Source organism: Streptomyces albus subsp. albus, assembly GCF_000719865.1.
GTDB classification, from domain to species: Bacteria; Actinomycetota; Actinomycetes; order Streptomycetales; family Streptomycetaceae; genus Streptomyces; species Streptomyces albus_E.
In genome coordinates this window covers 275585-298466 of sequence record NZ_JOID01000001.1, presented here as the reverse complement: position 1 = coordinate 298466, position 22882 = coordinate 275585, and the positions used below count along the sequence as shown (strand labels likewise).

Sequence of the window (22882 nt, the reverse complement as noted above, 5' to 3'; positions counted from 1 at the left end):
GACGGGTGGTTGACGCGGTGGATGGCCGGCGTCGCTGGTTGCCCGGCCGGCGCTCACCGTTGGCGGGCCGTCAGGCCGTCAGGCCGACAGGAGGTCGGGGCGTCGTGCGAGCCGGGGCGCCCGGACGCGCGGGGCGCCGAGCGCGCGGGCCGCCGCTCAGGCGAGAAAGCCCCGCAGCAGCGACGCCGTGCCCGCGCAGTGCTCGCGCATCACCTCGCGCGCGCCGTCCGCGTCGCCCTCGAGGACGGCCTCCACCAGCGCCGCGTGCTGCCGCTGCGAGTGCTCCAGGTTCCGCACCAGCAGCGGGATGCGGTCCAGCAGGTCGTTCAGGGAGGCCCGGACGGCGGCGTACTGCGCGGCCAGGGTGGGGGAGCCGCTCAGCTCCGCCAGCGTCAGATGGAGCAGGGTGTCCAGCCGCCGGTAGTCCGCCGGTGTCGCGTCGCGCGTGGCGGAGAGAGCGGCGCGCAGCCGGTCCGCGGAACGGCCGGTGAGGCCGTCCGCCGCGCACAGGCCGGCCGCGCCCACCTCCAGCACCTCGCGGAAGCGCAGCGTGTCCTCGACGTCCGCCTCCGCGATCCGCCGCCGCGGTCCGGTCTCCGCGCCGCCGCCCGCCCCGGGGCCCGGCAGGACGAACGTTCCGCCGTAGCGGCCGCGGCGGCTCTCCACGAGCCCCTGGTCGGCGAGCACCTTCAGCACCTCGCGGAGCGTCACCCGGCTGACGCCGAGCCGCCCCGCCAACTCCCGCTCCGACGGCAGCCGTTCGCCCTGTGGCACCAGGCCCAGCCGGAGCACCTGGAGTATCTGCTCCAGCGCCTCCTCGAAGCCGTTGCCCGCCCGCACGGGCCGCAGCACCGGCGCCAGCCGGTCCGTGCTCCGGTCCTCCGCCTCCGCGCTCCGGCTCTCCGCGTCCGCGCCCGGCGTCCCGTCCCCGCTCATGGCCACCTCTTCCCAGCCAATGGTCTCGGCCGATACCTTATGGCCTCCGGTGACGCGGCGGCACGGCGGGCGACCTCCCCACGGTGCCCCGCGTCCCGGACCGGCTCCGGACCCCCAGGAGGACGCACCGTGGCAGGACGCACCCCACCGCTCTCCGTCGAGGAGCTGCGACGGCTCGCCGGCAGCGGCGAGATCGACACCGTCGTCCTCGCCTTCACCGATATGCAGGGCAGACTCCAGGGCAAGCGGTTCGCGGCCCCCTTCTTCCTCGACGAGGTCCTGGAGCACGGCTCGGAGGGGTGCAACTACCTCCTCGCCGTGGACGTCGACCTCAACACCGTCGACGGCTACGCCATGGCCTCCTGGGAGCGCGGCTACGGCGACTTCCGCATGACGGCCGACATCTCCACCCTGCGCCGCACCCCCTGGAATCCGGGCACCGCCCTGCTCACCGCCGATCTCACCTGGCACGACGGCACCCCCGTCGCCGCCTCGCCGCGCCAGGTGCTCCGCCGCCAGCTCGACCGGCTCGCCGAGCGCGGCTGGACCGCCCAGGTGGGCACCGAGCTGGAGTTCATGGTCTTCCGGAACTCCTACGAGGAGGCCTGGGACAGCGGCTACCGCGGGCTGACCCCGGCCAACCAGTACAACGTCGACTACTCCGTCCTCGGCACCGGCCGCGTCGAGCCGCTGCTGCGCCGCATCCGCAACGAGATGGCCGCCGCGGGCCTGGTCGTCGAGTCCGCCAAGGGCGAGTGCAACCTCGGCCAGCACGAGATCGCCTTCCGCTACGCCGACGCCCTCACCACCTGCGACCAGCATTCCGTCTACAAGACCGGTGCCAAGGAGATCGCCGCCCAGGAGGGCGTGGCGCTCACCTTCATGGCCAAGTACGACGAGCGCGAGGGCAACTCCTGCCACATCCACCTCTCGCTGCGCGACAGCGCCGGCCGCCCCGTCCTCGCCGATGACTCCGGTCCCTACGGCATGTCCGCGACGATGCGGCACTTCCTCGCCGGACAGCTCGCCGCCCTGCGCGACTTCACCCTCCTCCACGCCCCCAACATCAACTCCTACAAGCGCTTCCGGCCCGGCTCCTTCGCGCCCACCGCCGTCGCCTGGGGGCCGGACAACCGCACCTGCGCGCTGCGCGTCATCGGGCACGGCCTCTCCCACCGGCTGGAGAACCGGCTGCCCGGCGGGGACGTCAACCCGTATCTCGCCGTCGCCGGCATGATCGCCGCGGGGCTGTACGGCATCGAGAACGAGCTCGACCCGGGCGAGCCCTGCACCGGCAACGCCTACGCGGGCGACGCCGAGCACGTCCCCACCACCCTCCGCGAGGCCGCGGACCGCTGGGAGGCCAGCCCGCTCGCCCGCGCCGCGTTCGGCGACGAGGTGGTCGAGCACTACCTCACCATGGCGCGCGTCGAGCAGCGGGCGTACGACAGCGCGGTCACCGACTGGGAGCGCTACCGCTCCTTCGAACGGATGTGACCCGCGCCGGCGGCCGGACACCGCGGCGGCCGCGCACCGAGGACGGACGCCGACAGTCCACACCGGCACATCAGGACACCAGCACAGAACCGGCACGACAGGGGCGGCCACGCCCCGGGGAGAGCGGACAGCCGTGCACCAGCTTCGCGTACTCAACCCCGCGACCGAGGAGACCGTCGCCACCGTCCCGGCCGCGACCGCCGAGGACGTCGCCGCCGCCGTGACCCGGGCCGCCGCGGCCCAGCGCACCTGGGCCGCCCTCGCGCCCGCCGACCGGGCCCGGCTGCTGCGCCGCTTCGCCGCCGCCGTCGACGGGCGGCTGGAGGAACTGGCGCGGCTGGAGGTGAGCGAGGCCGGGCACCCGATCGGCAACGCCCGCTGGGAGGCCGGCAACGCGCGGGACCTGCTCGACTACGCCGCCGGGGGAGTGGAACGCCTGACCGGCAGCCAGATTCCGGTCGCGGGCGGGGTGAACCTCACCTTCCTGGAGCCGCTGGGCGTCGTCGCCGTCATCGCCCCGTGGAACTTCCCGATGCCCATCGCCGCCTGGGGCACCGCCCCCGCCCTGGCGGCGGGCAACGCCGTCCTCCTCAAACCGGCGGAGACCACTCCGCTGACCGCCCTGCGGCTGGCCGAACTGGCCCTCGACGCCGGGCTGCCCGAGGGGCTCTTCCAGGTACTGCCCGGCACCGGGCCCGTCGCCGGCAACGCCCTCGTCGAACACCCGGACGTCGCCAAGGTCGTCTTCACCGGCTCCACCGCCGTCGGGAAGTCCGTCATGGCGCGGTGCGCGGCGCACGTGAAGCGCGTGACGCTGGAACTCGGCGGCAAGAGCCCCAACATCGTCTTCGCCGACGCCGACCTCGAACGGGCCGCGGCCGCCGCCCCCGGCTCCTTCCTCGACAACACCGGCCAGGACTGCTGCGCCCGCAGCCGCATCCTGGTGCAGGCCTCCGCCTACGACCGGTTCATGGAACTGCTCGAACCCGCCGTGCACGCCTTCACGGCCGGCGACCCGGCCGACCCCGCCACCCTCATGGGCCCGCTGATCTCGGCCGCCCAGCGGGAGCGCGTACGGTCCTTCGTCCCCGAGGACGCGCCCGCCGCCATCCGCGGCACGGCCCCCGCGGGCAGGGGCTTCTGGTATCCCGCGACCGTCCTGGAGTCCGCCGGGGCGGGCGGCGCCGCCGTCGAGGAGGTGTTCGGTCCCGTCGCCGTCGTCCAGCGCTTCGAGGACGAGGCGGAGGCGGTGCGGCTGGCCAACGCCACCCGCTACGGACTGTCCGGCTCGATCTGGACCCGCGACACCGGGCGCGCGCTGCGGGTCTCCCGCGCGGTGGCGGCCGGCAACCTCTCCGTCAACTCGCACAGCAGTGTGCGCTACACGACCCCCTTCGGCGGCTACAAGGAGTCCGGGATCGGCCGGGAACTGGGGCCGGGGGCGCTGGCCGCCTTCACCGAGACCAAGAACGTGTTCATCAGCACGGAGGACGCCTGACCCGCCTGACCCGCCCGGCCTGCCTCACGGCACCGGGCGGCGCCCCCGGCACCGGCCGCCGGCGCGTACCCGGACCCTCGTCCCACCGCCCTCCGCCCCCGCCACTCCCGGCCCCCGCCACCCCGGCACCGACAGCGAGGAGAAACCGCCGTGACCGATCAGCCCCTCTGCCGCCGCCTCCCCGGCCGCACCGCCGTCGTCACCGGAGCGGGCAGCGGCATCGGCCTCGCCGCCGCGCGCCGGCTCGCCTCCGAGGGCGCCAACGTCGTCTGCGCGGACATCGACGAGCGGGCCGGCAAGGCCGCCGCCGCCGAGACCGGCGGGGTGTTCGCCGCCGTGGACGTCACCGACGAACGCCAGGTCGAGGCGCTCTTCCGGACGGCGTACGACACCTACGGCTCGGTCGACGTGGCCTTCAACAACGCCGGGATCTCACCCCCCGAGGACGACTCGATCCTCACCACCGGCCTCGACGCCTGGAGGCGTGTCCAAGAGGTCAACCTGACCTCCGTCTACCTCTGCTGCAAGTACGCCATCCCCTACATGCGGCGGCAGCGCAGGGGCTCGGTCATCAACACGGCGTCCTTCGTCGCCAGGATGGGCGCCGCCACCTCCCAGATCAGCTACACCGCCTCCAAGGGCGGCGTGCTGGCCATGTCCCGCGAGCTGGGCGTGCAGTTCGCCCGCGAGGGCATCCGCGTCAACGCCCTGTGCCCCGGGCCGGTCAACACCCCGCTGCTCAAGGAACTGTTCGCCAAGGACCCGGAGCGGGCCGAGCGCCGGCTGGTGCACGTTCCCGTGGGCCGCTTCGCCGAGCCGGAGGAGATCGCCGCGGCGGTCGCGTTCCTCGCCAGCGACGACTCCTCCTTCGTCAACGCGGCGGAGTTCCTGGTCGACGGGGGGATCGCGGGGGCGTACGTGACTCCGCTCTAGGCGGGCCGGGCCGTGCGGCGGTCCGCCGGGAGCGAGGACTGGTGTACGAACCGTAACCGTCCGCCGTAGGCTGATCGCGTGAGCATGACGACACCCCCCGGCTGGTACCCCGACCCCGGACACACGGGCGGCGGCCCGGCCCTGGAACGCTGGTGGGACGGCTCCGGCTGGACCGACCTCACCCGGCAGGCACAGGCGGCCGCCGCGTCGCCGCCGGGCGGCTTCGGCGGCTTCGGCGACAGCGGCGGCTTCGGACCGCCGGAACCGCCGGATCTGCCCCCGTACGGCATCCGGGACCGGCAGCCGTCCTCCGGCGGTTCACGCGGCGTGCGTGTCACCGTGCTGGTCACCGCGGCCGTCGTCCTGGTCGCGGCCATCGCCGGCGGCATCGCCCTGCTGGACGGCGACGACGGCTCCGGCACCGCGTCCTCCCCCGGACCGGGCTTCTCCGCCCCGTCGACGCCGACGCCCACGCCGTCGCCGTCCGCACCGGAGGAGAGCGAGAGCGAGGGCGGCCCGGACGGCGGGGAGCTCCCGCCCGGCTCCGGCGACCGCGCCATGGACGCCCTCAACGGGATCTACCTCCCCGTGCCCGAGGGCTGGGAGGGCCGCAGCGGCTCGAACGGCGCGGGCCTCACCACGGGCCCGTACCCCTGCCCGGGCGACAAGAAGCTCAAGTGCGTCCGCGGCGGCGTCAACTCCCAGGCGGCGGAGGGTTACAAGGCCACCACGGCCAAGGGCGTCGCCGAGGAGGACATCGCGAAGAACGCCGAGGCCTCCTACGGCAAGAGCCCCAGCACCGGCAGCGACGCCTACGGCGGCATCACCTCGCGCAAGGAGGTCAAGTCCGAGCCCGTCACGGTCGCGGGGGAGCAGGGCCATCTGGTGCGCTGGAAGCTGGGGACGGCCGAGGGCGCGGGCGGCTTCGTGCAGTCCGTCGCCTTCCCCTCGCCGCTGGACCCGGAGAAGTTCGTGGTCATCCGGTTCGGCTTCGACGCCAGTGACAAGGCGCCGGACGTGTCGGAGATGGACGCGATCACCGCGGGCGTCGAACCGCTGACCGCGCCCGGGGGCACGGCGGGACGCGAGGTCTGAGCGGCCGGCCCCCGTGGGCGGGGCCGGCTCCGGCCGGCCGTCGCGACGCCGCCGGGCCGGGCCGCGCCTGTGGAGCGGAGCCGGCGGGACCGGCGGGGGCGGGTCAGAGGAAGGTCTGCCCCTCGCCCCGGTAGGTCGGCACCGAGGCCACCACCCGGTCGTCCTCGACCAGCAGCAACTCCTCGAAGCGCTCGCACAGTTCACCGGCCTTGGCGTGCCGGAACCACACCTTGTCACCGATCCGCAGCTCGTCCGCGGCCCGGCCCAGCAGCGGTGTCTGCACCTCCCCGGGGCCCTCCAGCGGCTCGTAGCGCAGGCCCTCCGGGAGGTGCGGCACCGGAAGCCGGTCCTTGCCCGCGGCTCCGGACGCCGGGTAGCCGCCGCCCAGGACGGTCGCCACCCCGGGCCCTGGGCGGCGGACGACGGGCAGCGCGAAGAGCGCCGCCGGACGGCCCCGGAAGGAGGTGTAGTGGTCGAACAGCCGCGGCACGAACAGGCCCGAGCCCGCGGCGATCTCCGTCACCGCCTCCTCGGCCGCCGTGTGCTGCACGCTCCCCGTGCCGCCGCCGTTGACGAACTCCAGCTCCGGCGCCACGTCCCGGACCGCGCGCACCGCCTCCGCCCGCCGGGCCGCGAGCTCCCGCCGCGCCGCCGCCTGCATCAGCCGCACCGCACGGGAGCGCAGCGGCCTGCCCGCGACCGCGTCACCCACCCCGGCCACATGTCCCTCGTACGCCATCAGCCCCACCAGCCGGAAGCCCGGGCGGCGGACCACCGAGCGGGCCAGCTCCGCCAGTTGCTCCGGCGCGTGCAGCGGCGAGCGGCGCGGCCCGATGCGGACCCGCCCGCCCAGCAGCCACAGCGAGGTGTCCAGTTCCAGGCAGACCCGCACCTCCTCGCGGCCGTCCCCGGCCCGCGCCGCGTCGATGAGATCGAGCTGGCCGGGATCGTCCACCATGACGGTCACCGCCGCCGCGAGCTTGGGGTCGGACGTCAGTTCGGCGAACCGCGCCCGGTCCGCCGACGGGTACGCCAGCAGCACGTCCGTCACCCCGGAGCGGGCCAGCCACAGCGACTCGGCCAGGGTGAAGGACATCACCCCGGCGAAGCCCTCGCGGGCCAGCACCCGGTCCAGCAGCGCCCGGCAGCGCACCGACTTGGACGCCACCCGGAGCGGTTTGCCGCCGGCGCGGCGGACGAGATCCGCGGCATTGGCGTCGAAAGCCGCCAGGTCGACGATCGCCAGAGGGGCGTCGAAACGGTCGGTGGCCCGGTCGTAGCGGGCCCGGTCTCGGTGCGGGGCGGCCATGCGGTCACCCTGCCAGACGGCATTACCGCTGGGTAGGGGGACGGCCCGGGCAAACCGGCCAAGCATCCGCATCGGTTGCCGCACCATCGGCTCCGCGTCGTAGAGTGACGCCCATGCCACGGCCTTCCGGCCGCCGGTGGCACGACCGACCATGAACAAGCCTGCCCCGCACGGTGACCAGCGGCCCGGGCGAGCACGAACCGAAGGGGGGCGGATGAGCGCCGAGGCCCCACGCGCGTCCGCCCGGCAGCCCGAGGATCTTCCGCCACCGCCGCCCGGCAGCACACCGCCGTGGCCCGGCCCGCCCGCCGCTCCGCCCGGCCGGCCGCGCTCCGTCCGCGTCCCCGGCCCGCCCCGGCCCGATGTGCCGCCGCAGCCGCAGCAGCCGCCGCGCACGCCGGGGGATGCGCCCGCGCCGGGGGCGAGTTGGTTTCCTCCGGCGTCCCCGGCCGGTGAGCCCGGCGGTGGTGCCGCGTCGGGCCGGAGGGACGCGTCCGGCACGTCGGCCCGGCAGAGTGTGCCGCCGCAGCCCCAACAGCCGCCGCGCACGCCGGGGGATTCGCCTGCCCCGGGAGCGAGTTGGTTTCCCCCGGGGCCTTCGGCCGGTGAGCCCGGAGATGGTGCCGCGCCGGACCGCGTGGACGCGTCCGGCGCCCCGCCCCGGCCCCGCTTCGCCTGGGAGGACTGGGAGAACTGGGACGGCGGCCGGCAGGACGGCCGCGACCGCGAGCTCCCCCGCCTCCCGCTCCGGCAGCGGCTCCGCCGCCTCACCCCCCGGGCGGTCGTCGAACGGCTGACGCGGATACGGCCGCCGGTGCGCACCGCCGCCGTCGCCGGCTGCCTCGTCCTCGGCCTCGGCCTGCTGGGCGGGGCCGCCGCCGGCAGCTGGCTGACCGGCGACTCCGGCGAACAGGCCGCTGCGGACAGTCAGTTCACCCGGGCGCGGGGCCTCTGGCACAGCCTCCCCGTCGACACGATCTTCCCCCGCTCGCTCGCCGGCGACGGCGCGGGCCCCGGCGGCACCGACCGCACCTGGGTGCGGATCGCCGTCGCCCCGGACGGCGACTGCGCCGCCGCCTTCGATCCCCTGCTCGCCAAGGTCCTCTCCCCGGCCGGCTGCGAACGCCTGCTGCGCGCCACCTACGTGGACGCGACCAGCAGCAGCGTCACGACCGTCGGACTGGTCGTCACCCGGACCGACCGGGCCGCGATGAAGGCGCTCCACGACCGCTTCGAACGGGAGAACCTCGGCGACCGCGCCGACCTGATCCCGCGTCCGTACGCCGCGCCGGACACCCCGGCCGAGGACTTCGGCGACGCCCAGCGCGCCTCCTGGACCGTACGGGTGCTGCCGGACCTCCCCGCCGTCGTCTACGCCGTCTCCGGCTTCGCCGACGGCCGCACGGCGAGCGGCCGGCTCTCCGCCGAGGAGGCCACCGCGGACGGCGCCACCGCCGCGCCCGCCCAGGCCGGCCTCGGCCACGACGCCCGGGGCATCGCGGACCGCGTCGAACGCGGCTTCCGCGACGCCGCCACAGAGAAGGAGCGCGGATGACCCCGGCCCGCCGCACCCCGCCTGCCGGGGACCGCCGCACCCGGCCGCGGCGCCGGCCCGCCGCCCGTCCGCCCGCCGCCCGGCCGCTGACCGCCCTGGTGCGCCGGGTCGCCGCCGTGCTCGTCCTCATCCTCGCGGCCACCGCCGCCACCGGCGTCGTCCCGGCCCCGGCGCACGCCGACTCCATACGCGACCAGGAGTGGGCCCTGGAAGCGCTCCGCACCGAGGAGGCCTGGCGGACCACCCAGGGGGAGGGCGTCACCGTCGCCGTTCTCGACACCGGCGTCGACGGCGACCACCCGGACCTCACCGGCCAGGTGCTGGAGGGCAAGGACTTCATCGGCTTCGGGGCAAAGCCCGGCGACCGGGCCTGGGCCCGGCACGGCACCGCCATGGCCGGGATCATCGCGGGCCACGGACACGGCCCCGGCAACGGCGAAGGGGTCCTCGGCATCGCCCCGCGCGCCAAGATCCTCCCGGTGCGGGTCATCCTGGAGGACAGCGACCCGGCCCGTAAGCGGGCCCGCGGCAACCGCGGCGGCGCGCTCGCCGAGGGCATCCGCTGGGCCGCGGACCAGGGCGCGGACGTCATCAACCTGTCCCTCGGCGACGACAGCGAGTCCGCGCACCCCGAGCCGGGCGAGGACTCCGCCGTGCAGTACGCCCTCAGCAAGGGCGCCGTGGTGGTGGCCTCCGCCGGCAACGGCGGCGAGGACGGCGACCGGGTCTCCTACCCGGCCGCCTATCCCGGCGTCATCGCCGTGACCGCCGTCGACCGCTTCGGCGCCCGCGCGCCCTTCTCCACCCGCCGCTGGTACGCCACCGTCTGCGCCCCCGGGGTGGACGTCGTCATAGCCGACCCGGACCGCCGCTACTACGAGGGCTGGGGCACCAGCGCCGCCGCCGCGTTCGTCTCCGGCTCGGCGGCCCTGGTCCGCTCCGCCCACCCCGGGCTGAGCCCCGCGCAGGTCAAGCGGCTGCTGGAGGACACCGCCCGGGACGCGCCCCCCGGCGGCCGCGACGACGCCCTCGGCAGGGGCATGGTCGACCCGGCCGCGGCGATCCGGGCCGGCGGCGACCTCACCCCGCGCCCGCAGAAGCCGAGCCCGGCCCCGTACGAGAAGCGCTACTTCGGCGCGGGCCCCGCCGGTGACGGGAACGGCGAGGGCGGCGGAGCCCTGCCGGCCGCGTCCGCCGCCGTAGCGGGCGGCGCCCTCCTCGCCGCCGCGGGTGTCCTCTGGCACGCCGGCCGCCGCAACCGCGACCCGGACCTCCTCTTCCCCCTGCGCTGACGCCCCTGCGCGCCGGCGTCCCTCGCGGTGACGCCCTGTGCCGACGGGCTGTGCCGACGGGCGGGGTGCGCGACCGTCCCTTGTCTCCCGTGCCGACGCTCTGAGAGCGTCGGTGGCCCCTGCGTCCCGTGCCGACGCCCCGCGCGGGCGCCCCCGGTGACGCTCCCGGCGCCCCTCGCGGTGACACCCTGCGTGTGGGCGTTCCCGGTGGTGACGCACCCGGCGCCGGTGTCCTCCGTTCCGGGGTCGCGAGCCCGGCGTCCTCCGGCGCCGGAAGCCCGACGGTCGCCTCCGACGCCCGCCGGCCTCCCCCGCCGTTCTTCCCGGCGGTCCTGCGAGATGGCCGCCGGCCTCCGGGCCCGGCAGGACCGTTGCGCCCGGCGGGGGAGCCGGGGGTGTTGTCACCAGGAAGGGGTGCGAGAGGCTGGGCAGAGGTCCGGTCACTGCCCGCCCCGGCCGCGGCCCGGGCGGAGGCGGACCCCCGCCGGGGGCCGCAGGCCCGGCCGATACCCTCGACCCGTGGCCCTCAAGAACATCCCGGACTCCCCGTTCTCCGACGACGACGGCTCCGCCGACCCCCGGCTGGCCGCCGCTCTCGCCGCCTACGCCGGCGACCGCGCGGCCGAGGCGGAGGTGCTGTCCGCGCTGCCCGGCACCCGGCTGCTGGTGCCCGTCGTCGCCGTCCTCGGCGAGACCGAGACCGGCGCGGACGGCCTGCGCCGGGACAAGACCAGCGACATGGCCGTACCCACCCTCCAGGCCCCCGGCGGCCGCCGCGCGCTGCCCGCCTTCACCTCCACCGAGACGCTGGCCCGCTGGGACCCGCAGGCCCGGCCGGTCGCCGTACCGCTCCACCAGGCGCTGCGGGCCGCCGCCCACGAGCAGGCCGACACGGTGGTCCTGGATCTGGCCGGCCCGGTGCCGTACGAGCTCACCGGCCCGGCGCTGCTGGCGCTGGCCGAGGGCCGGGAGAGCCCCGAACCGCTCGCGGACCCGGCCGTCCTGGACGCGCTGCGCGCGGTGCTGGCCGCCGAGCCGGGCGTCGTCCGCGCCCATCTCGTCCCGGCGGAGGAGACCGACGGCACCCTCGCGCTGGTCCTCGGCCCGGAGGCGGACCCCCGCGAGGCCACGCGCCGGGTGGCGGGCGCGCTCGCGGCCGACGAGGTGCTGCGGGCCCGGCTGGTGCGCGGACTGGACCTGGCACCGCTCCCGGAGGGGACCGCCGTGCCGGGGGAGCCGCTCTTCACCCGAGAGGCGTAATGTCCGGAAGCGCCCCACAATGCGGAGAGTCGTAACGATCTCTGTGAGGAGGGCGTCATGGATACGCGTAAGGCCGTATCCGAGTTCCTCGGCACGCTGCTGCTGGTGTTCTTCGCGGTGGGCTCGGCCGTGCTCGGCGCGGAGTACATCGGCACCGTCGGCATCGCCCTGACTTTCGGCTTCACTCTTCTGGCCCTGGCCTACGCGCTGGGACCCGTCTCCGGCTGCCACATCAACCCGGCGGTCACCCTGGGCATGCTCATGGCCGGGCGGATCTCCCCGCGCGCGGCCGTCGAGTACTGGGTGGCGCAGGTGCTGGGCGGCATCGCGGGAGCGCTGCTGCTGTTCATCGTGGCCAAGCAGGTGCCGGGCCTGGAGACGAGCGGCGCCTTCGGCAGCAACGGCTACGGCTACCGCTCGCCGGTCGGCGTCAACACCTTCGGAGCGCTGGTCGCCGAGACGGTGCTGACCTTCCTGCTCGTCTACGTGATCCTGGACGTCACCCACCGGGTGGCGGTGGTCGGCTTCGACGGCCTGGCGATGGGTCTGGCCCTGGCCGCGGTCCACCTGGTCGGCATTCCGCTCACCGGTACGTCCGTGAACCCGGCCCGGTCCATCGGTCCGGCGCTCTTCGCCGGTCCCGACGCCCTCGCGCAGCTCTGGCTGTTCATCCTGGCGCCCCTGGCCGGCGGCGCGCTGGCCGCGGTCGTGCACGGGGTGACGCATCCCCGCGGGGAGCCGCGGCAGATCGCCGACGAGGCGGCGGACGCGGACGCCGGGCACGGCCGGAGGTGACGCTCCGGGCGGGCTCGCCGCCGGGCGGTCCGGGGCGGGGGGTCGTGCGGCCGGGGGCCGGAGCCCCCGGGCGCCCCGGCCGGGTCGGCTGCTGTGCCCGGCGGGCCCCCGCCCGGCCCGGGCCGGGCGGGGGCCCCGGTCCCGCGCCCCGGTCCCCGGCCCGGCACCGTAAGGCCGTTGGCCCCCGGCCTTGCGGTGCCGAGCCGTCCGGGGGCCTGCATGCGCCGGGCTGACCGGTGCGCGGCCGGCCCGCGGGGGGCCGGCCGGGCGCCCTCGGCCGGCTCAGCCGAAGACGGGCCCCGTGAACTTCTCGCCCGGGCCCTGGCCCGGCTCGTCCGGCACCAGCGAGGCCTCGCGGAAGGCGAGCTGGAGCGACTTGAGCCCGTCCCGCAGCGGCGAGGCGTGGTACGAGCCGACCTCGGTGGCGCTCGCGGTGACCAGCCCGGCCAGCGCGGTGATCAGCTTCCGCGCCTCGTCCAGGTCCTTGTGCTCCGGGCCCTCCTCGGCGAGGCCGAGGTTGACCGCCGCCGCGCTCATCAGGTGCACCGCCACCGTCGTGATCACCTCGACCGCGGGTACCTCCGCGATGTCCCGGGTCATGCTGTCGAAGTCGGGGCCCGGCCCCTCGGGGCCGGAGGCGGGCTGCTGCGGAGGGGTCTCGCTCATGGCTCAACTTCACTTTCGGTGGAGGGGACGCCCTCAGCCTAGAGCCCGCCGGAGCCCGTGCGACGGGCGCCCCGGACGCTGGTATATTGGGTGTACGACCGGTCGGACACTCCTGTGACCGACCCACAAGTGGAGGCTCCGTTCTCCCACCTGACCGGCTTCGCGGCCGGCGGGTCACCGGTCAGGCAGTGCCTTCGGTCCGCGCCAGCGGCCGGGCGGCGCCGCCGATGCGCCCCGCGGTGAACCGTGGCGGTGCTCCCGGTTTCCGCGGAGCTCCGCCTGTGTCCCGTCCGGGGCGTTTTTGCGTGCCGCGCGGTGGTCGTCAGATCAGACGTTACGCGGCTGTCCGCCAGACGGTCGCGTGGGTGCTAACCGAGGAGGCCCCATCAGCGCCGAGCCCCGCATCAACGACCGGATCCGAGTCCCCGAGGTACGACTCGTCGGTCCCAGTGGCGAGCAGGTCGGCATCGTGCCGCTTGCCAAGGCACTGGAGCTCGCACAGGAGTACGACCTCGACCTTGTCGAGGTGGCGGCGAACGCCCGTCCCCCCGTGTGCAAGCTCATGGACTACGGGAAGTTCAAGTACGAGTCGGCCATGAAGGCCCGTGAGGCGCGCAAGAACCAGGCGCACACGGTCATCAAGGAGATGAAGCTCCGGCCGAAGATCGATCCGCACGACTACGACACCAAAAAGGGTCACGTCGTCCGGTTCCTCAAGCAGGGCGACAAGGTCAAGATCACGATCATGTTCCGCGGACGTGAGCAGTCCCGGCCCGAGCTGGGTTTCCGGCTGCTCCAGCGGCTCGCGGAGGACGTCCAGGACCTGGGCTTCGTCGAGTCCAACCCCAAGCAGGACGGCCGGAACATGATCATGGTTCTCGGTCCGCACAAGAAGAAGACCGAGGCGATGGCCGAGGCCCGCGAGCTGAAGGCGGCCCGCAAGGCGGAGAGCCAGGGGGTCGCCGCCGGCGAGCAGCAGTCCGCCGAGGAGCCCGCCGAGGCGTCGTGACACCGGGAGACCCGTGGTCGCGGGCCCGGTGGGCCCGCGCGGGAAACCCGTCCGGGGCGGCCGCCCCGGACACCAACCGAACCAACTGACGCTTCCGCAGGCCGGTCCCCGGACCGGGGAGGCGCCACCTACGAGGAGAGAACGGCGACATGCCGAAGAACAAGACGCACAGTGGTGCCAGCAAGCGCTTCAAGCTCACCGGCTCCGGCAAGGTGATGCGCCAGCGCGCCGGTCGCCGCCACCTTCTCGAGCACAAGCCGTCCACACTGACGCGCCGTCTTGCCGGCAAGACCGAGATGGCCCCGGCCGACGCCAAGAAGATCAAGAAGCTTCTCGGCAAGTGACGCAGACCGCCCCGGGCGTCCCCAGGGACGCGCTCCGGGGCGGTGCGCCGCACAACCGGGACCCCGTCGATCCGGGCCGTGTGACGATTCCGCGGCCCCGTACAAGGAGTTAAACAAGTGGCACGCGTCAAGCGGGCAGTCAACGCCCACAAGAAGCGCCGGGCGATCCTCGAGCAGGCCAGCGGTTACCGGGGCCAGCGGTCCCGCCTGTACCGCAAGGCCAAGGAGCAGGTCACCCACTCCCTGGTCTACAACTACAACGACCGCAAGAAGCGCAAGGGCGACTTCCGGCAGCTGTGGATCCAGCGGATCAACGCCGCGGCCCGCGCCAACGGCATCACCTACAACCGCTTCATCCAGGGTCTGAAGGCCGCCAACGTCGAGGTGGACCGCAAGATCCTGGCCGAGCTCGCGGTGAACGACGCCAACGCCTTCGCGGCGCTGGTCGAGGTGGCCCAGAAGGCGCTGCCGAGCGACGTCAACGCCCCGAAGGCCGCTGCCTGATCCGCAGGCGCCGGCCGAGAGGCTTCAGCGGACCCGCAGGCCCTGCCTGCGGGTCCGCTTTGTTGACCAGAACAGGGGAGACGGGGGTGGCCCCGGCCGTGCCCGCGGGCACCGTCCCACCGGCGGCACCGCACCGCACCCCCGCCCGCACCCACCGCACCGAGAACGAAGCGAGCCGCCGCCCATGGGCACCCCCGAGCTGATCTCCCCGCGCTCCCCCCGCGTCGCCGCCGCCCGCCGGCTGGCCCGCCGGAACTTCCGGAGCAAGGAGCGCCGGTTCATCGCCGAGGGCCCGCAGGCCGTACGCGAGGCGGTGGCACACCGCACCGGCGGCGAACCCGCCCTCACCGAGCTGTTCACCACCCCCGAGGCCGCCGAGCGGTACCCGGACCTCGTCGCCGCCGCCCGCGCCGGCGGGGCCCGGGTCCACACCGCCTCCGCCGAGGTGCTGGCCGATGTCTCGCAGACCGTCACCCCCCAGGGGCTGGTGGGCGTCTGCCGCTTCCTCGACTCGCCCTTCGAGGAGATCGCCGCCGCCCGGCCCCGGCTGGTCGCCGTGCTGGCGAACGTCCGCGACCCCGGCAACGCCGGCACCGTGCTGCGCTGCGCCGACGCCGCGGGCGCCGACGCCGTCGTCCTCACCGACGCCTCCGTCGACCTCTACAACCCGAAGGCCGTACGGGCCTCGGTCGGCAGCGTCTTCCACCTGCCCGTCGCCGTGGGCGTACCGGTCGAGCGGGTGGTGAGCGGGCTGCGGGAGGCCGGGCTGCGGATCCTGGCCGCCGACGGGGCCGGCGAGCGGGACCTCGACGGCGAGCTCGACGCCGGCACCATGGGCGGCCCCACCGCCTGGATCTTCGGCAACGAGGCCTGGGGCCTGCCCGAGGAGACCCGGGCCCTCGCCGACGCGGCGGTGCGGGTCCCGATCCACGGAAAGGCCGAGAGTCTGAACCTCGCGACCGCGGCGGCCGTATGCCTCTATGCCTCGGCCCGTGCGCAGCGTGCTTCCGGAGGGTGCCGCTCCGTCACTTTCAGCTAGTAGGGTTGCGGCCCGGGGCCGACTTCAGGGGGTGCGGTGAGGGACGTCAGGACTTCGGGGCGGCCGGTGCCGGACACCGGGCCGCCGGTCTCGGCGGCCGACTGGACCCCTGGGCTGACCGCCCTCGGCCTCGATCCGGACGATCTGCCCGACGGCCTGGTCGTCGCCGACGAGCAGGGCCGCGTCATCTGCTTCAACACCGCCGCCGAGCGGATCACCGCGCTCCGGTCCTCGCGGGTGCTGGGGCTGCCGCTGGAGCGCGCCCTGCCGCTGGAGGACATGGAGGGCCGCCGCTGGTGGGCGTGCACCGACCCGTACGGCGGGCTGGCCACCCGGGCCGGCCAGCCCGAGCGGAACCTCTTACTCCCCGGCGGCCGCGAGGTGCTGGTCTCCGCCCGCTACATACGCCGTCGGCGGCTGGGTCCGGTGCACCGGCTGGTGATCTCCCTGCGCGGCACCGAGGCCCGGCGCCGCACCGAGCGGAGCCACGCCGAGCTGATCGCCACCGTCGCCCACGAGCTGCGCTCGCCGCTCACCTCGGTGAAGGGCTTCACCGCCACTCTCCTCGCCAAATGGGAGCGGTTCACGGACGACCAGAAGCGGCTGATGCTGGAGACCGTCGACGCCGACGCCGACCGCGTCACCCGGCTCATCGCCGAACTGCTCGACATCTCCCGGATCGACTCCGGCCGGCTGGAGATACACCGGCAGCCGGTGGACATGGCCGCCGCCGTCCGGCGCCATGTCGCCGCGCACATCGGCGCGGGGGAGCCGGAGGACCGTTTCGTCGTCCGCGTCACCGGACCGCTGCCCGCACTCTGGGCGGATCCGGACAAGGTGGACCAGGTTCTCGGCAACCTGCTGGAAAACGCCGTGCGCCACGGCGAGGGAACCGTCACCATCGACGTGTCAGCCGACCGCCCGCCGAGCGAGGGGACATCCGTCACCGTGAGCGATGAGGGCCCCGGGATCCCGGAGGAGTCGATGAGCCGCGTCTTCACCCGCTTCTGGCGGGGCAGCAAGCGCGGCGGCACCGGCCTGGGCCTGTACATCGTCAAGGGGATCGTGGAGGCCCACGGCGGGACGATCGAGGTCGGCCGCGCCCCCGGCGGGGGCGCCCGCTTCCGATTTACGCTGCCCGTCGCCGCTCCGTCCTTCCTGGCCTGAGCGGCCGCGGGCTTCCCCGCCCCCCGCGCCCCGTAGACTCGGGAGGTGGCACCCAGGGCTGCTCCGGCAGCCGGCAAGCCACCGAGCACGGGCCGCGCAGCCAGCCAATCGGAAACACGGGAAGAGATGTCGGCACCCAATAAGTCGTACGACCCTGTCGAGGTCGAGGCACTGAAACCGGAACAGATCGCCCGGATGCGGGACGAGGCGCTCGCCGCCATCGCCGCCGCCGGAGATCTCGCGGCCCTGCACGAGGTGAAGGTGGCCCACGCCGGTGACCGCTCGCCGCTCGCCCTCGCCAACCGCGAGATCGGCGCCCTGCCGCCGCACGCCAAGGCCGACGCCGGCAAGCGCGTCGGCGGCGCCCGCGGCGAGGTGAAGCGTGCGCTGGGGATCCGCCAGGAGGAGCTGGAGGCCGAGCGCGACGAGCGCGTGCTGGTCGAGGAGGCGGTGGACGTCACCCTGCCCCTCGACCGCGAGCCGGCCGGCGCCCGGCACCCGCTGACCACGCTCATGGAGCGCATCGAGGACATCTTCGTCGCCATGGGCTACGAGGTCGCCGAGGGCCCCGAGGTCGAGTCGGAGTGGCTGAACTTCGACGCCCTCAACATCGCCCCGGACCACCCGGCCCGCACCATGCAGGACACCTTCTTCGTCGAGTCCGCCGCCACGGACGACGACCAGTCCGGCGTCGTGCTGCGCACCCACACCTCCCCGGTGCAGATCCGCTCGATGCTGGACCGCGAGCCGCCGGTCTACGTGATCTGCCCCGGCCGCGTCTACCGCACCGACGAGCTGGACGCCACCCACACCCCGGTCTTCCACCAGGTCGAGCTGCTCGCCGTCGACGAGGGCCTGACCATGGCGGACCTCAAGGGAACCCTGGACCACATGGTCCAGTCCCTCTTCGGCGAGGGCATGACGACCCGGCTGCGGCCGAACTACTTCCCCTTCACCGAGCCCTCCGCCGAGATGGACATGGAGTGCTACGTCTGCCGCGGCGCGTCCGTCGGCGACCCGGACCGCCCCTGCCGCACCTGCGGCAGCGAGGGCTGGATCGAGCTGGGCGGCTGCGGCATGGTCAACCCGCGGGTGCTGACCGCCTGCGGCGTCGACCCGGAGAAGTACAGCGGATTCGCCTTCGGGTTCGGCATCGAACGGATGCTGATGTTCCGCCACAACGTCGAGGACATGCGAGACATGGTCGAGGGTGACGTGCGCTTCACCCGGCCCTTCGGGATGGAGATCTGATGCGGGTCCCGCTCAGCTGGCTGCGGGAGTATGCCGACCTCCCCGCCGGACAGACCGGTCGTGACGTCCAGGCCCGGCTCATCGAGGCCGGCCTGGAGGTCGAGACCGTCGAACAGCTCGGCACCGGCCTCAAGGGCCCCCTGGTGGTCGGCGAGGTGCTGGCCATCGAGGAGCTCACCGGCTTCCGGAAGCCCATCCGCTACTGCCAGGTGAACGTCGGCGACGCCAACGGCACCGGCGAACCGCAGAACATCGTCTGCGGAGCGCGGAACTTCGCCGTCGGCGACAAGGTCGTCGTGGTCCTGCCCGGCGCCGTGCTCCCGGGCGACTTCGCCATCTCGGCGCGGAAGACCTACGGCAAGACGTCCGAGGGCATGATCTGCTCGGCCGCCGAACTGGGCATGTCCGACGACCACGAGGGCATCATCGTCCTCCCGCCGGGCCACGAGCCGGGCACCGACGCGATCGAGCTGCTCGAACTCGCCGACGAGGTCCTGGACATCGCCGTCACGCCCGACCGCGGCTACTGCCTCTCGATGCGCGGCATCGCCCGCGAGGCGGCCACCGCCTACGGCGTCCCGCTGCGCGACCCGGCGCTGCTCGACGTGCCCGGGCCCAACGAGCACGGCCACCCCGTCGAGGTCGCCGACCCGCGCGCCTGCGACCGCTTCACCGCCCGCACGGTCACCGGTCTCGACCCCGAGGCGCACTCACCGGTCTGGCTCCAGCGGCGGCTGCAGAAGGCCGGGATGCGGCCCATCTCGCTGGCCGTGGACATCACCAACTACGTGATGCTCGAACTCGGCCAGCCGCTGCACGCCTACGACCGCGCCCGGCTCGACGGCCCCATCGGCGTCCGCCGCGCCGAGCCCGGCGAGAAGCTCACCACCCTCGACGGCGTCCAGCGCGTCCTCGACCCCGAGGACCTGGTCATCACCGACCGCCGCGGCCCCATCGGGCTCGCCGGCGTCATGGGCGGTGCCAACACCGAGATCGGCGACGCGGAGACCGACCCGGAGACCGGCGCGGTCACCGGCGGCACCACCGACGTCGTCATCGAGGCCGCCCACTTCGACCCCGTGACGGTCGCCCGGACCGCCCGCCGCCACAAGCTGTCCTCCGAGGCGTCCAAGCGCTTCGAGCGCGGCGTCGACCCCGAGGCCGCCTCGGCCGCCGCCCAGCGCGCCGTCGACCTGCTGGTGCTGCTCGCCGGCGGCTCCGCCGAGGCCGGTGTCACCGAGGTCGTCACCCCCTCCGGTCCGCACACCATCAAGATCGCCGCGGACCACCCCGACCGTGTCGCGGGTGTCGCCTACGGCCGTGAGACCGTCGTCCGCCGCCTCCAGGAGATCGGCTGCGACGTCTACGGGCAGGACGAACTCACCGTCACCGCGCCCAGCTGGCGGCCCGACCTCACCGACCCCAACGACCTCGCCGAGGAGGTCATCCGGCTGGAGGGCTACGAGAACCTGCCCTCCACCCTGCCGCGGCCGCCCGCCGGCCGGGGCCTGACCGAGCGGCAGCGGCTGCACCGCCGGGTGGGCCGCGCCCTCGCCGGCGCCGGCTACACCGAGGCGCTCAGCTACCCGTTCCTCGGGGAAAGCGTCTTCGACCAGCTCGGTCTGGACGCGGACGACCCGCGCCGCACCGTGGTGCGGCTGGCCAACCCGCTCGCCGACACCGAACCCGCGCTGCGCACCACCCTGCTGCCCGGCCTGCTGGCCGCGCTGCGGCGCAACGACGGGCGCGGCGAGCACGACCTGGCGCTCTTCGAGACCGGGCTGGTCTTCCGGCCGACCGGTGCGGAGAAGCCCGCCCCGCGGCTGCCCGTCGACCGCCGGCCGACGGAGGAGGAGCTCGCCGGGCTTCTCGCCGCGCTGCCGGACCAGCCGCGCCGCGCCGCGGTCGTCCTCTCCGGCGTCCGCCGGCCGGGCGGCTGGTGGGGCAAGGGCTCCGCGGCGAACTGGGCCGACGCCGTCGAGGCCGGCCGCACGGTCGCCCGCGAGGCCGGGGTCGAGCTGACGGTCCGCCAGGACCGGCACGCGCCCTGGCACCCCGGCCGCTGCGCGGCGCTGCTCGCGTCCGTCGACGGCGAGGAGCGCGTCGTCGGGCACGCCGGTGAGCTGCACCCCCGGGCCGTCAAGGCCCTCGGGCTGCCCGAGCGCACCTGCGCGATGGAGATCGACCTCGATCTGCTGGAGCGGGCCGGCGCCGGCACCCTCCGGGCGCCCCGGGTCTCCACGTTCCCGGTCGCCACGCAGGACGTCGCCCTGGTCGTGGACCGCTCGGTGGCCGCGGCCGACGTCGCGGCCGCGCTGCGCGCCGGGGCCGGGGAACTCCTGGAGTCCCTGCGGCTGTTCGACGTGTTCACCGGCGAGCAGCTGGGCGAGGACCGCACATCCCTCGCGTACACGCTGCGCTTCCGGGCTCCGGACCGCACGCTGACCGCCGAGGAGATCTCCGCGGCGCGCGACGCGGCCGTGGCGGCGGCCGCCGACCGCACGGGGGCGGTGCTGCGCGGCGCCTGACCGCGCGGCCCGTACGCCCGACGGCGACGGCGAGGGGCGCCCCGGAGCTTCACCGCTCGGGGGCGCCCCTCGTCCGTTCGGGGACGGCCGCGGCGAGCCCCGCGAGGTGGGGCCGCCGGGGCGTACGGTCCTGCTGAGGCGTGCACCGGCGCCGGGCCGCGCACCCGCGCCGAGGCGCGCGCTCCGGTGCGGTGAACGTCAACTCGTCGTAGACGTTCACCCGTTGCCCCAGCACAGAAACGGCGGCGTCGTCGGCCCGGCCGCGAGCGCCGGCGGCTGGCGAGATCGTATGGGCCGCCGGAGAATACCTGGTCAGAACGGTGTGCAGGCATCGCTCGGCAGCCGGACTGCCGGACTGGACGTTTCCGGTTATCCTTCGCGTCCGGGAAACGAACAACTCGCACGATCGAGTGAAGTCGGCTCAACAGGGTTCGCATCGCCGCCCCGAGTCGAAAGACTCGACGCGTTTCGCCGTGGGCACCGCAGACCAGCTGGAACCCGGCCGCCGGAAGACCGCCCGGCGGCGCCCGCAGGAGACCGGTCACGGCGCATCCCGCCGCCCGGCGACCCTGCCGGCCGGGCCGGCGGACGGACCACCGAGGGGAAGTTCGCCGGCATGAACCGTCTCCGGACCACGCACGTCCCCGGCAGCCGCTCCCGCGCGCTGCTGCGCGGATCACTCATAGCCCTGCCCGTCCTGTGGGTCCTGGCCGTCGGCTGCTGGGAACTGCTGCGGCCGACCGGGCCGGATTTGACGCCGCTGCTCGTGGCGGCGCCCGCCCTCGCCTGCGCGGGCAGCGGCCGCCGGTGCTGCGTCCTCGTCAGCGGGGCCGGGGCGCTGCTGGTCCTTCTCGTGCTCGGCGTCCTGGGCGACGGCGGGGCGACGGGGCTCCGCGTCGGCGTCTCCTGCGCCGTCGTCACGGCGCTCGTGGCCGCCTGCCTGTCGACGGGCCGGCGCCGGCGGCTGCTCCGGGAACTGGAGCGCACCCGCGCGGTCGCCGTCGCCGCACAGCGGGTACTGCTCCGCCCGCTGCCCGCCGCGGTCGGTGGCTTCACCACCGCGGTGCGGCATCTCTCCGCGACCCGCGGGGCCTCCGTCGGCGGTGATCTCTATGAGGCGCTGGCGACCCCGTACGGCGTGCGGATCGTCATGGGCGACGTCCGCGGCCACGGCCTGGCCGCGATCGGCACCGTCGCGGCCGTTCTCGGCTGTTTCCGCGAGGCTGCCCACGACGAGCCGGATCTGGCCGGAGTGCTGCGCCGGCTGGACCGCGCGCTGGGCCGGCACCTGCGGGAGGGCCCCGGGGAGCACCCAGGGGCGGATGATGGCCGCGAGCCGCCCGAAAGGGACGGATTCGGCGAGGAGTTCGTCACCGTGCTGCTGCTGGAGCTGCGCCCGGGCGAGGAGCTGTCGGTGCTCAACTGCGGCCATCCCTGGCCGTACCGGCTGCGGACGGCCGCGTACGGCGAGGGGTCCGGTGCCGCGGGGGAGAACGGCGGCGCAGGTGCGGGGCCGGTCCGGGACCGCCGCCGAGACGAGGCGGCGGCCGGGGCCGGTGCGGCGGACGGGGCGGCCGGGGCCGGCAGGGGACGCGCCGGCCCCGGCGGCGACCCCGAGCCGGGTGAGTGCCCCGAAGCCGGCGGAATGGGACCCAATAACAAGCCTTTGGCCCCCACCGGCGGCGTGCGGCCGCTGAGTGACGCCGACCCTCTGCCGCCGCTCGGCGCCTTTCCCTTGCCCGAGCGGCTCCCGGAACAGCTGCTGCCCTCGCTCCGGCCGGGCGAGTTGCTGCTGCTGCACACCGACGGGACGGAGGATGCCCGGGACGCCGCCGGGCAGTTCTTCCCGCTGGCCGGCGCTCTGGAGACCGTCCTGGCCACCGGTGCGGCCGGCACACCGGAAGAGCTGGTCGACCGGGTGCAGACGGCGCTCCTGGGGCACACCGGTGGCCGGCTGGCGGACGATGTGGCGCTGCTCGCGGTACGGAGCGGCGAGCCGCGGGTACCGGCCGGCCGGACCGCGCCGGAGACCACCGGCGGCACCGTCTCCCCACCGGCCCCGGCCGGCTGACGACACCGTACCGAACCGGCCGCCGGCTGCGGCCGGTTGACCGTGCCCAGCCGGACCGGCCACCGGCCTCGGCCGGGTGGCCGGTTCGCGCCCGGCCCCGTGGCCGCTCCACTACGCTGTGTTCACCCCGAGC

General features: G+C 75.1%; 19 protein-coding genes. 16 read left to right on the top strand and 3 right to left on the bottom strand.

The genetic code is table 11. The annotated features are described in order from the left end of the window. Positions 1-156: 156 nt before the first annotated feature. Complete coding sequence (locus IF83_RS0101350; protein ID WP_051722340.1) at positions 157-936, bottom strand: FadR/GntR family transcriptional regulator; 780 nt, start codon at positions 934-936, stop codon at positions 157-159. Between the two features lie 129 nt (positions 937-1065). Between IF83_RS0101350 and IF83_RS0101345 the strand changes: the two genes are divergently transcribed. The 4 genes from IF83_RS0101345 (at position 1066) to IF83_RS0101325 (ending at position 5959) form a co-directional block, all read left to right on the top strand. Continuing rightward, a complete protein-coding gene (locus IF83_RS0101345; protein ID WP_030542119.1) occupies positions 1066-2433 on the top strand; it encodes a glutamine synthetase family protein in 1368 nt (455 codons plus the stop codon). A gap of 133 nt (positions 2434-2566) precedes the next feature. Beyond that, positions 2567-3931 carry an aldehyde dehydrogenase family protein gene (locus IF83_RS0101340; RefSeq protein WP_030542118.1) on the top strand — a complete coding sequence of 455 codons (1365 nt, stop codon included), beginning with the start codon at positions 2567-2569 and terminating at the stop codon, positions 3929-3931. 150 nt (positions 3932-4081) lie between these two features. After that, positions 4082-4864 (top strand): 3-oxoacyl-ACP reductase, encoded by a 783-nt coding sequence (locus IF83_RS0101330; RefSeq protein WP_030542117.1) that lies wholly within the window; start codon positions 4082-4084, stop codon positions 4862-4864. Positions 4865-4948: 84 nt separating this feature from the next. Beyond that, positions 4949-5959 (top strand): DUF2510 domain-containing protein, encoded by a 1011-nt coding sequence (locus tag IF83_RS0101325; RefSeq protein ID WP_037678135.1) that lies wholly within the window; start codon positions 4949-4951, stop codon positions 5957-5959. A gap of 103 nt (positions 5960-6062) precedes the next feature. Here IF83_RS0101325 and IF83_RS0101320 read toward each other — a convergent pair whose 3' ends face one another. Beyond that, on the bottom strand, positions 6063-7268 hold the full coding sequence (locus IF83_RS0101320; RefSeq protein WP_030542115.1) for an amino acid deaminase/aldolase: 1206 nt from the start codon (positions 7266-7268) through the stop codon (positions 6063-6065). 637 nt (positions 7269-7905) lie between these two features. Here IF83_RS0101320 and IF83_RS0101315 point away from each other — a divergent pair. The 4 genes from IF83_RS0101315 to IF83_RS0101300 all read left to right on the top strand — a co-directional run bounded on the left by IF83_RS0101315 (position 7906) and on the right by IF83_RS0101300 (position 12170). Then, positions 7906-8823, top strand: coding sequence for a hypothetical protein (locus IF83_RS0101315; protein ID WP_208605831.1), 918 nt, complete (start codon positions 7906-7908; stop codon positions 8821-8823). Next, positions 8820-10115, top strand: a complete 1296-nt coding sequence (mycP, locus tag IF83_RS0101310) for a type VII secretion-associated serine protease mycosin (RefSeq protein WP_030542113.1) — start codon at positions 8820-8822, stop codon at positions 10113-10115. The genes IF83_RS0101315 and mycP overlap by 4 nt, the downstream gene beginning before the upstream one ends. Before the next feature lie 519 nt (positions 10116-10634). Next, positions 10635-11375, top strand: a complete 741-nt coding sequence (locus tag IF83_RS0101305) for an SseB family protein (RefSeq protein ID WP_030542112.1) — start codon at positions 10635-10637, stop codon at positions 11373-11375. A 57-nt stretch (positions 11376-11432) separates the two neighbouring features. Beyond that, positions 11433-12170, top strand: a complete 738-nt coding sequence (locus IF83_RS0101300) for an MIP family channel protein (protein WP_030542111.1) — start codon at positions 11433-11435, stop codon at positions 12168-12170. A 282-nt stretch (positions 12171-12452) separates the two neighbouring features. On the opposite strand, the gene IF83_RS0101295 is transcribed toward IF83_RS0101300, so the two are convergent. Continuing rightward, complete coding sequence (locus tag IF83_RS0101295; RefSeq protein WP_030542110.1) at positions 12453-12836, bottom strand: DUF1844 domain-containing protein; 384 nt, start codon at positions 12834-12836, stop codon at positions 12453-12455. A 361-nt stretch (positions 12837-13197) separates the two neighbouring features. On the opposite strand from IF83_RS0101295, the gene infC reads away from it, so the two are divergent. From infC to IF83_RS34460, 8 genes are all read left to right on the top strand, one after another. Then, on the top strand, positions 13198-13845 hold the full coding sequence (infC, locus tag IF83_RS0101290; protein ID WP_107046676.1) for a translation initiation factor IF-3: 648 nt from the start codon (positions 13198-13200) through the stop codon (positions 13843-13845). 149 nt (positions 13846-13994) lie between these two features. Beyond that, positions 13995-14189 carry a 50S ribosomal protein L35 gene (gene rpmI / locus IF83_RS0101285; RefSeq protein ID WP_014175142.1) on the top strand — a complete coding sequence of 65 codons (195 nt, stop codon included), beginning with the start codon at positions 13995-13997 and terminating at the stop codon, positions 14187-14189. 117 nt (positions 14190-14306) lie between these two features. After that, positions 14307-14693 carry a 50S ribosomal protein L20 gene (gene rplT / locus IF83_RS0101280; RefSeq protein ID WP_017945472.1) on the top strand — a complete coding sequence of 129 codons (387 nt, stop codon included), beginning with the start codon at positions 14307-14309 and terminating at the stop codon, positions 14691-14693. 184 nt (positions 14694-14877) lie between these two features. Then, on the top strand, positions 14878-15732 hold the full coding sequence (locus IF83_RS0101275; RefSeq protein WP_030542108.1) for a TrmH family RNA methyltransferase: 855 nt from the start codon (positions 14878-14880) through the stop codon (positions 15730-15732). 66 nt (positions 15733-15798) lie between these two features. Beyond that, positions 15799-16899, top strand: a complete 1101-nt coding sequence (locus tag IF83_RS0101270; RefSeq protein ID WP_051722338.1) for a sensor histidine kinase — start codon at positions 15799-15801, stop codon at positions 16897-16899. A 126-nt stretch (positions 16900-17025) separates the two neighbouring features. Beyond that, positions 17026-18150, top strand: coding sequence for a phenylalanine--tRNA ligase subunit alpha (gene pheS, locus IF83_RS0101265; RefSeq protein ID WP_030542106.1), 1125 nt, complete (start codon positions 17026-17028; stop codon positions 18148-18150). Next, entirely contained in the window at positions 18150-20678 is a 2529-nt protein-coding gene (gene pheT, locus IF83_RS0101260; RefSeq protein WP_030542105.1) for a phenylalanine--tRNA ligase subunit beta, read from the top strand. The genes pheS and pheT overlap by 1 nt, the downstream gene beginning before the upstream one ends. A gap of 616 nt (positions 20679-21294) precedes the next feature. Next, complete coding sequence (locus tag IF83_RS34460) at positions 21295-22749, top strand: PP2C family protein-serine/threonine phosphatase (protein WP_051722337.1); 1455 nt, start codon at positions 21295-21297, stop codon at positions 22747-22749. The last annotated feature ends 133 nt before the right edge of the window (positions 22750-22882 follow it).

Coding starts and splice junctions, on each gene's coding strand:
- IF83_RS0101275 (WP_030542108.1), top strand. CDS start 14,878: ATGGGCACCCCCGAGCTGATCTCCCCGCGCTCCCCCCGCGTCGCCGCC.
- IF83_RS0101320 (WP_030542115.1), bottom strand. CDS start 7,268: ATGGCCGCCCCGCACCGAGACCGGGCCCGCTACGACCGGGCCACCGAC.
- IF83_RS0101325 (WP_037678135.1), top strand. CDS start 4,949: ATGACGACACCCCCCGGCTGGTACCCCGACCCCGGACACACGGGCGGC.
- IF83_RS34460 (WP_051722337.1), top strand. CDS start 21,295: ATGAACCGTCTCCGGACCACGCACGTCCCCGGCAGCCGCTCCCGCGCG.
- pheT (WP_030542105.1), top strand. CDS start 18,150: ATGCGGGTCCCGCTCAGCTGGCTGCGGGAGTATGCCGACCTCCCCGCC.
- IF83_RS0101350 (WP_051722340.1), bottom strand. CDS start 936: ATGAGCGGGGACGGGACGCCGGGCGCGGACGCGGAGAGCCGGAGCGCG.
- IF83_RS0101295 (WP_030542110.1), bottom strand. CDS start 12,836: ATGAGCGAGACCCCTCCGCAGCAGCCCGCCTCCGGCCCCGAGGGGCCG.
- IF83_RS0101300 (WP_030542111.1), top strand. CDS start 11,433: ATGGATACGCGTAAGGCCGTATCCGAGTTCCTCGGCACGCTGCTGCTG.
- pheS (WP_030542106.1), top strand. CDS start 17,026: ATGTCGGCACCCAATAAGTCGTACGACCCTGTCGAGGTCGAGGCACTG.
- rpmI (WP_014175142.1), top strand. CDS start 13,995: ATGCCGAAGAACAAGACGCACAGTGGTGCCAGCAAGCGCTTCAAGCTC.
- mycP (WP_030542113.1), top strand. CDS start 8,820: ATGACCCCGGCCCGCCGCACCCCGCCTGCCGGGGACCGCCGCACCCGG.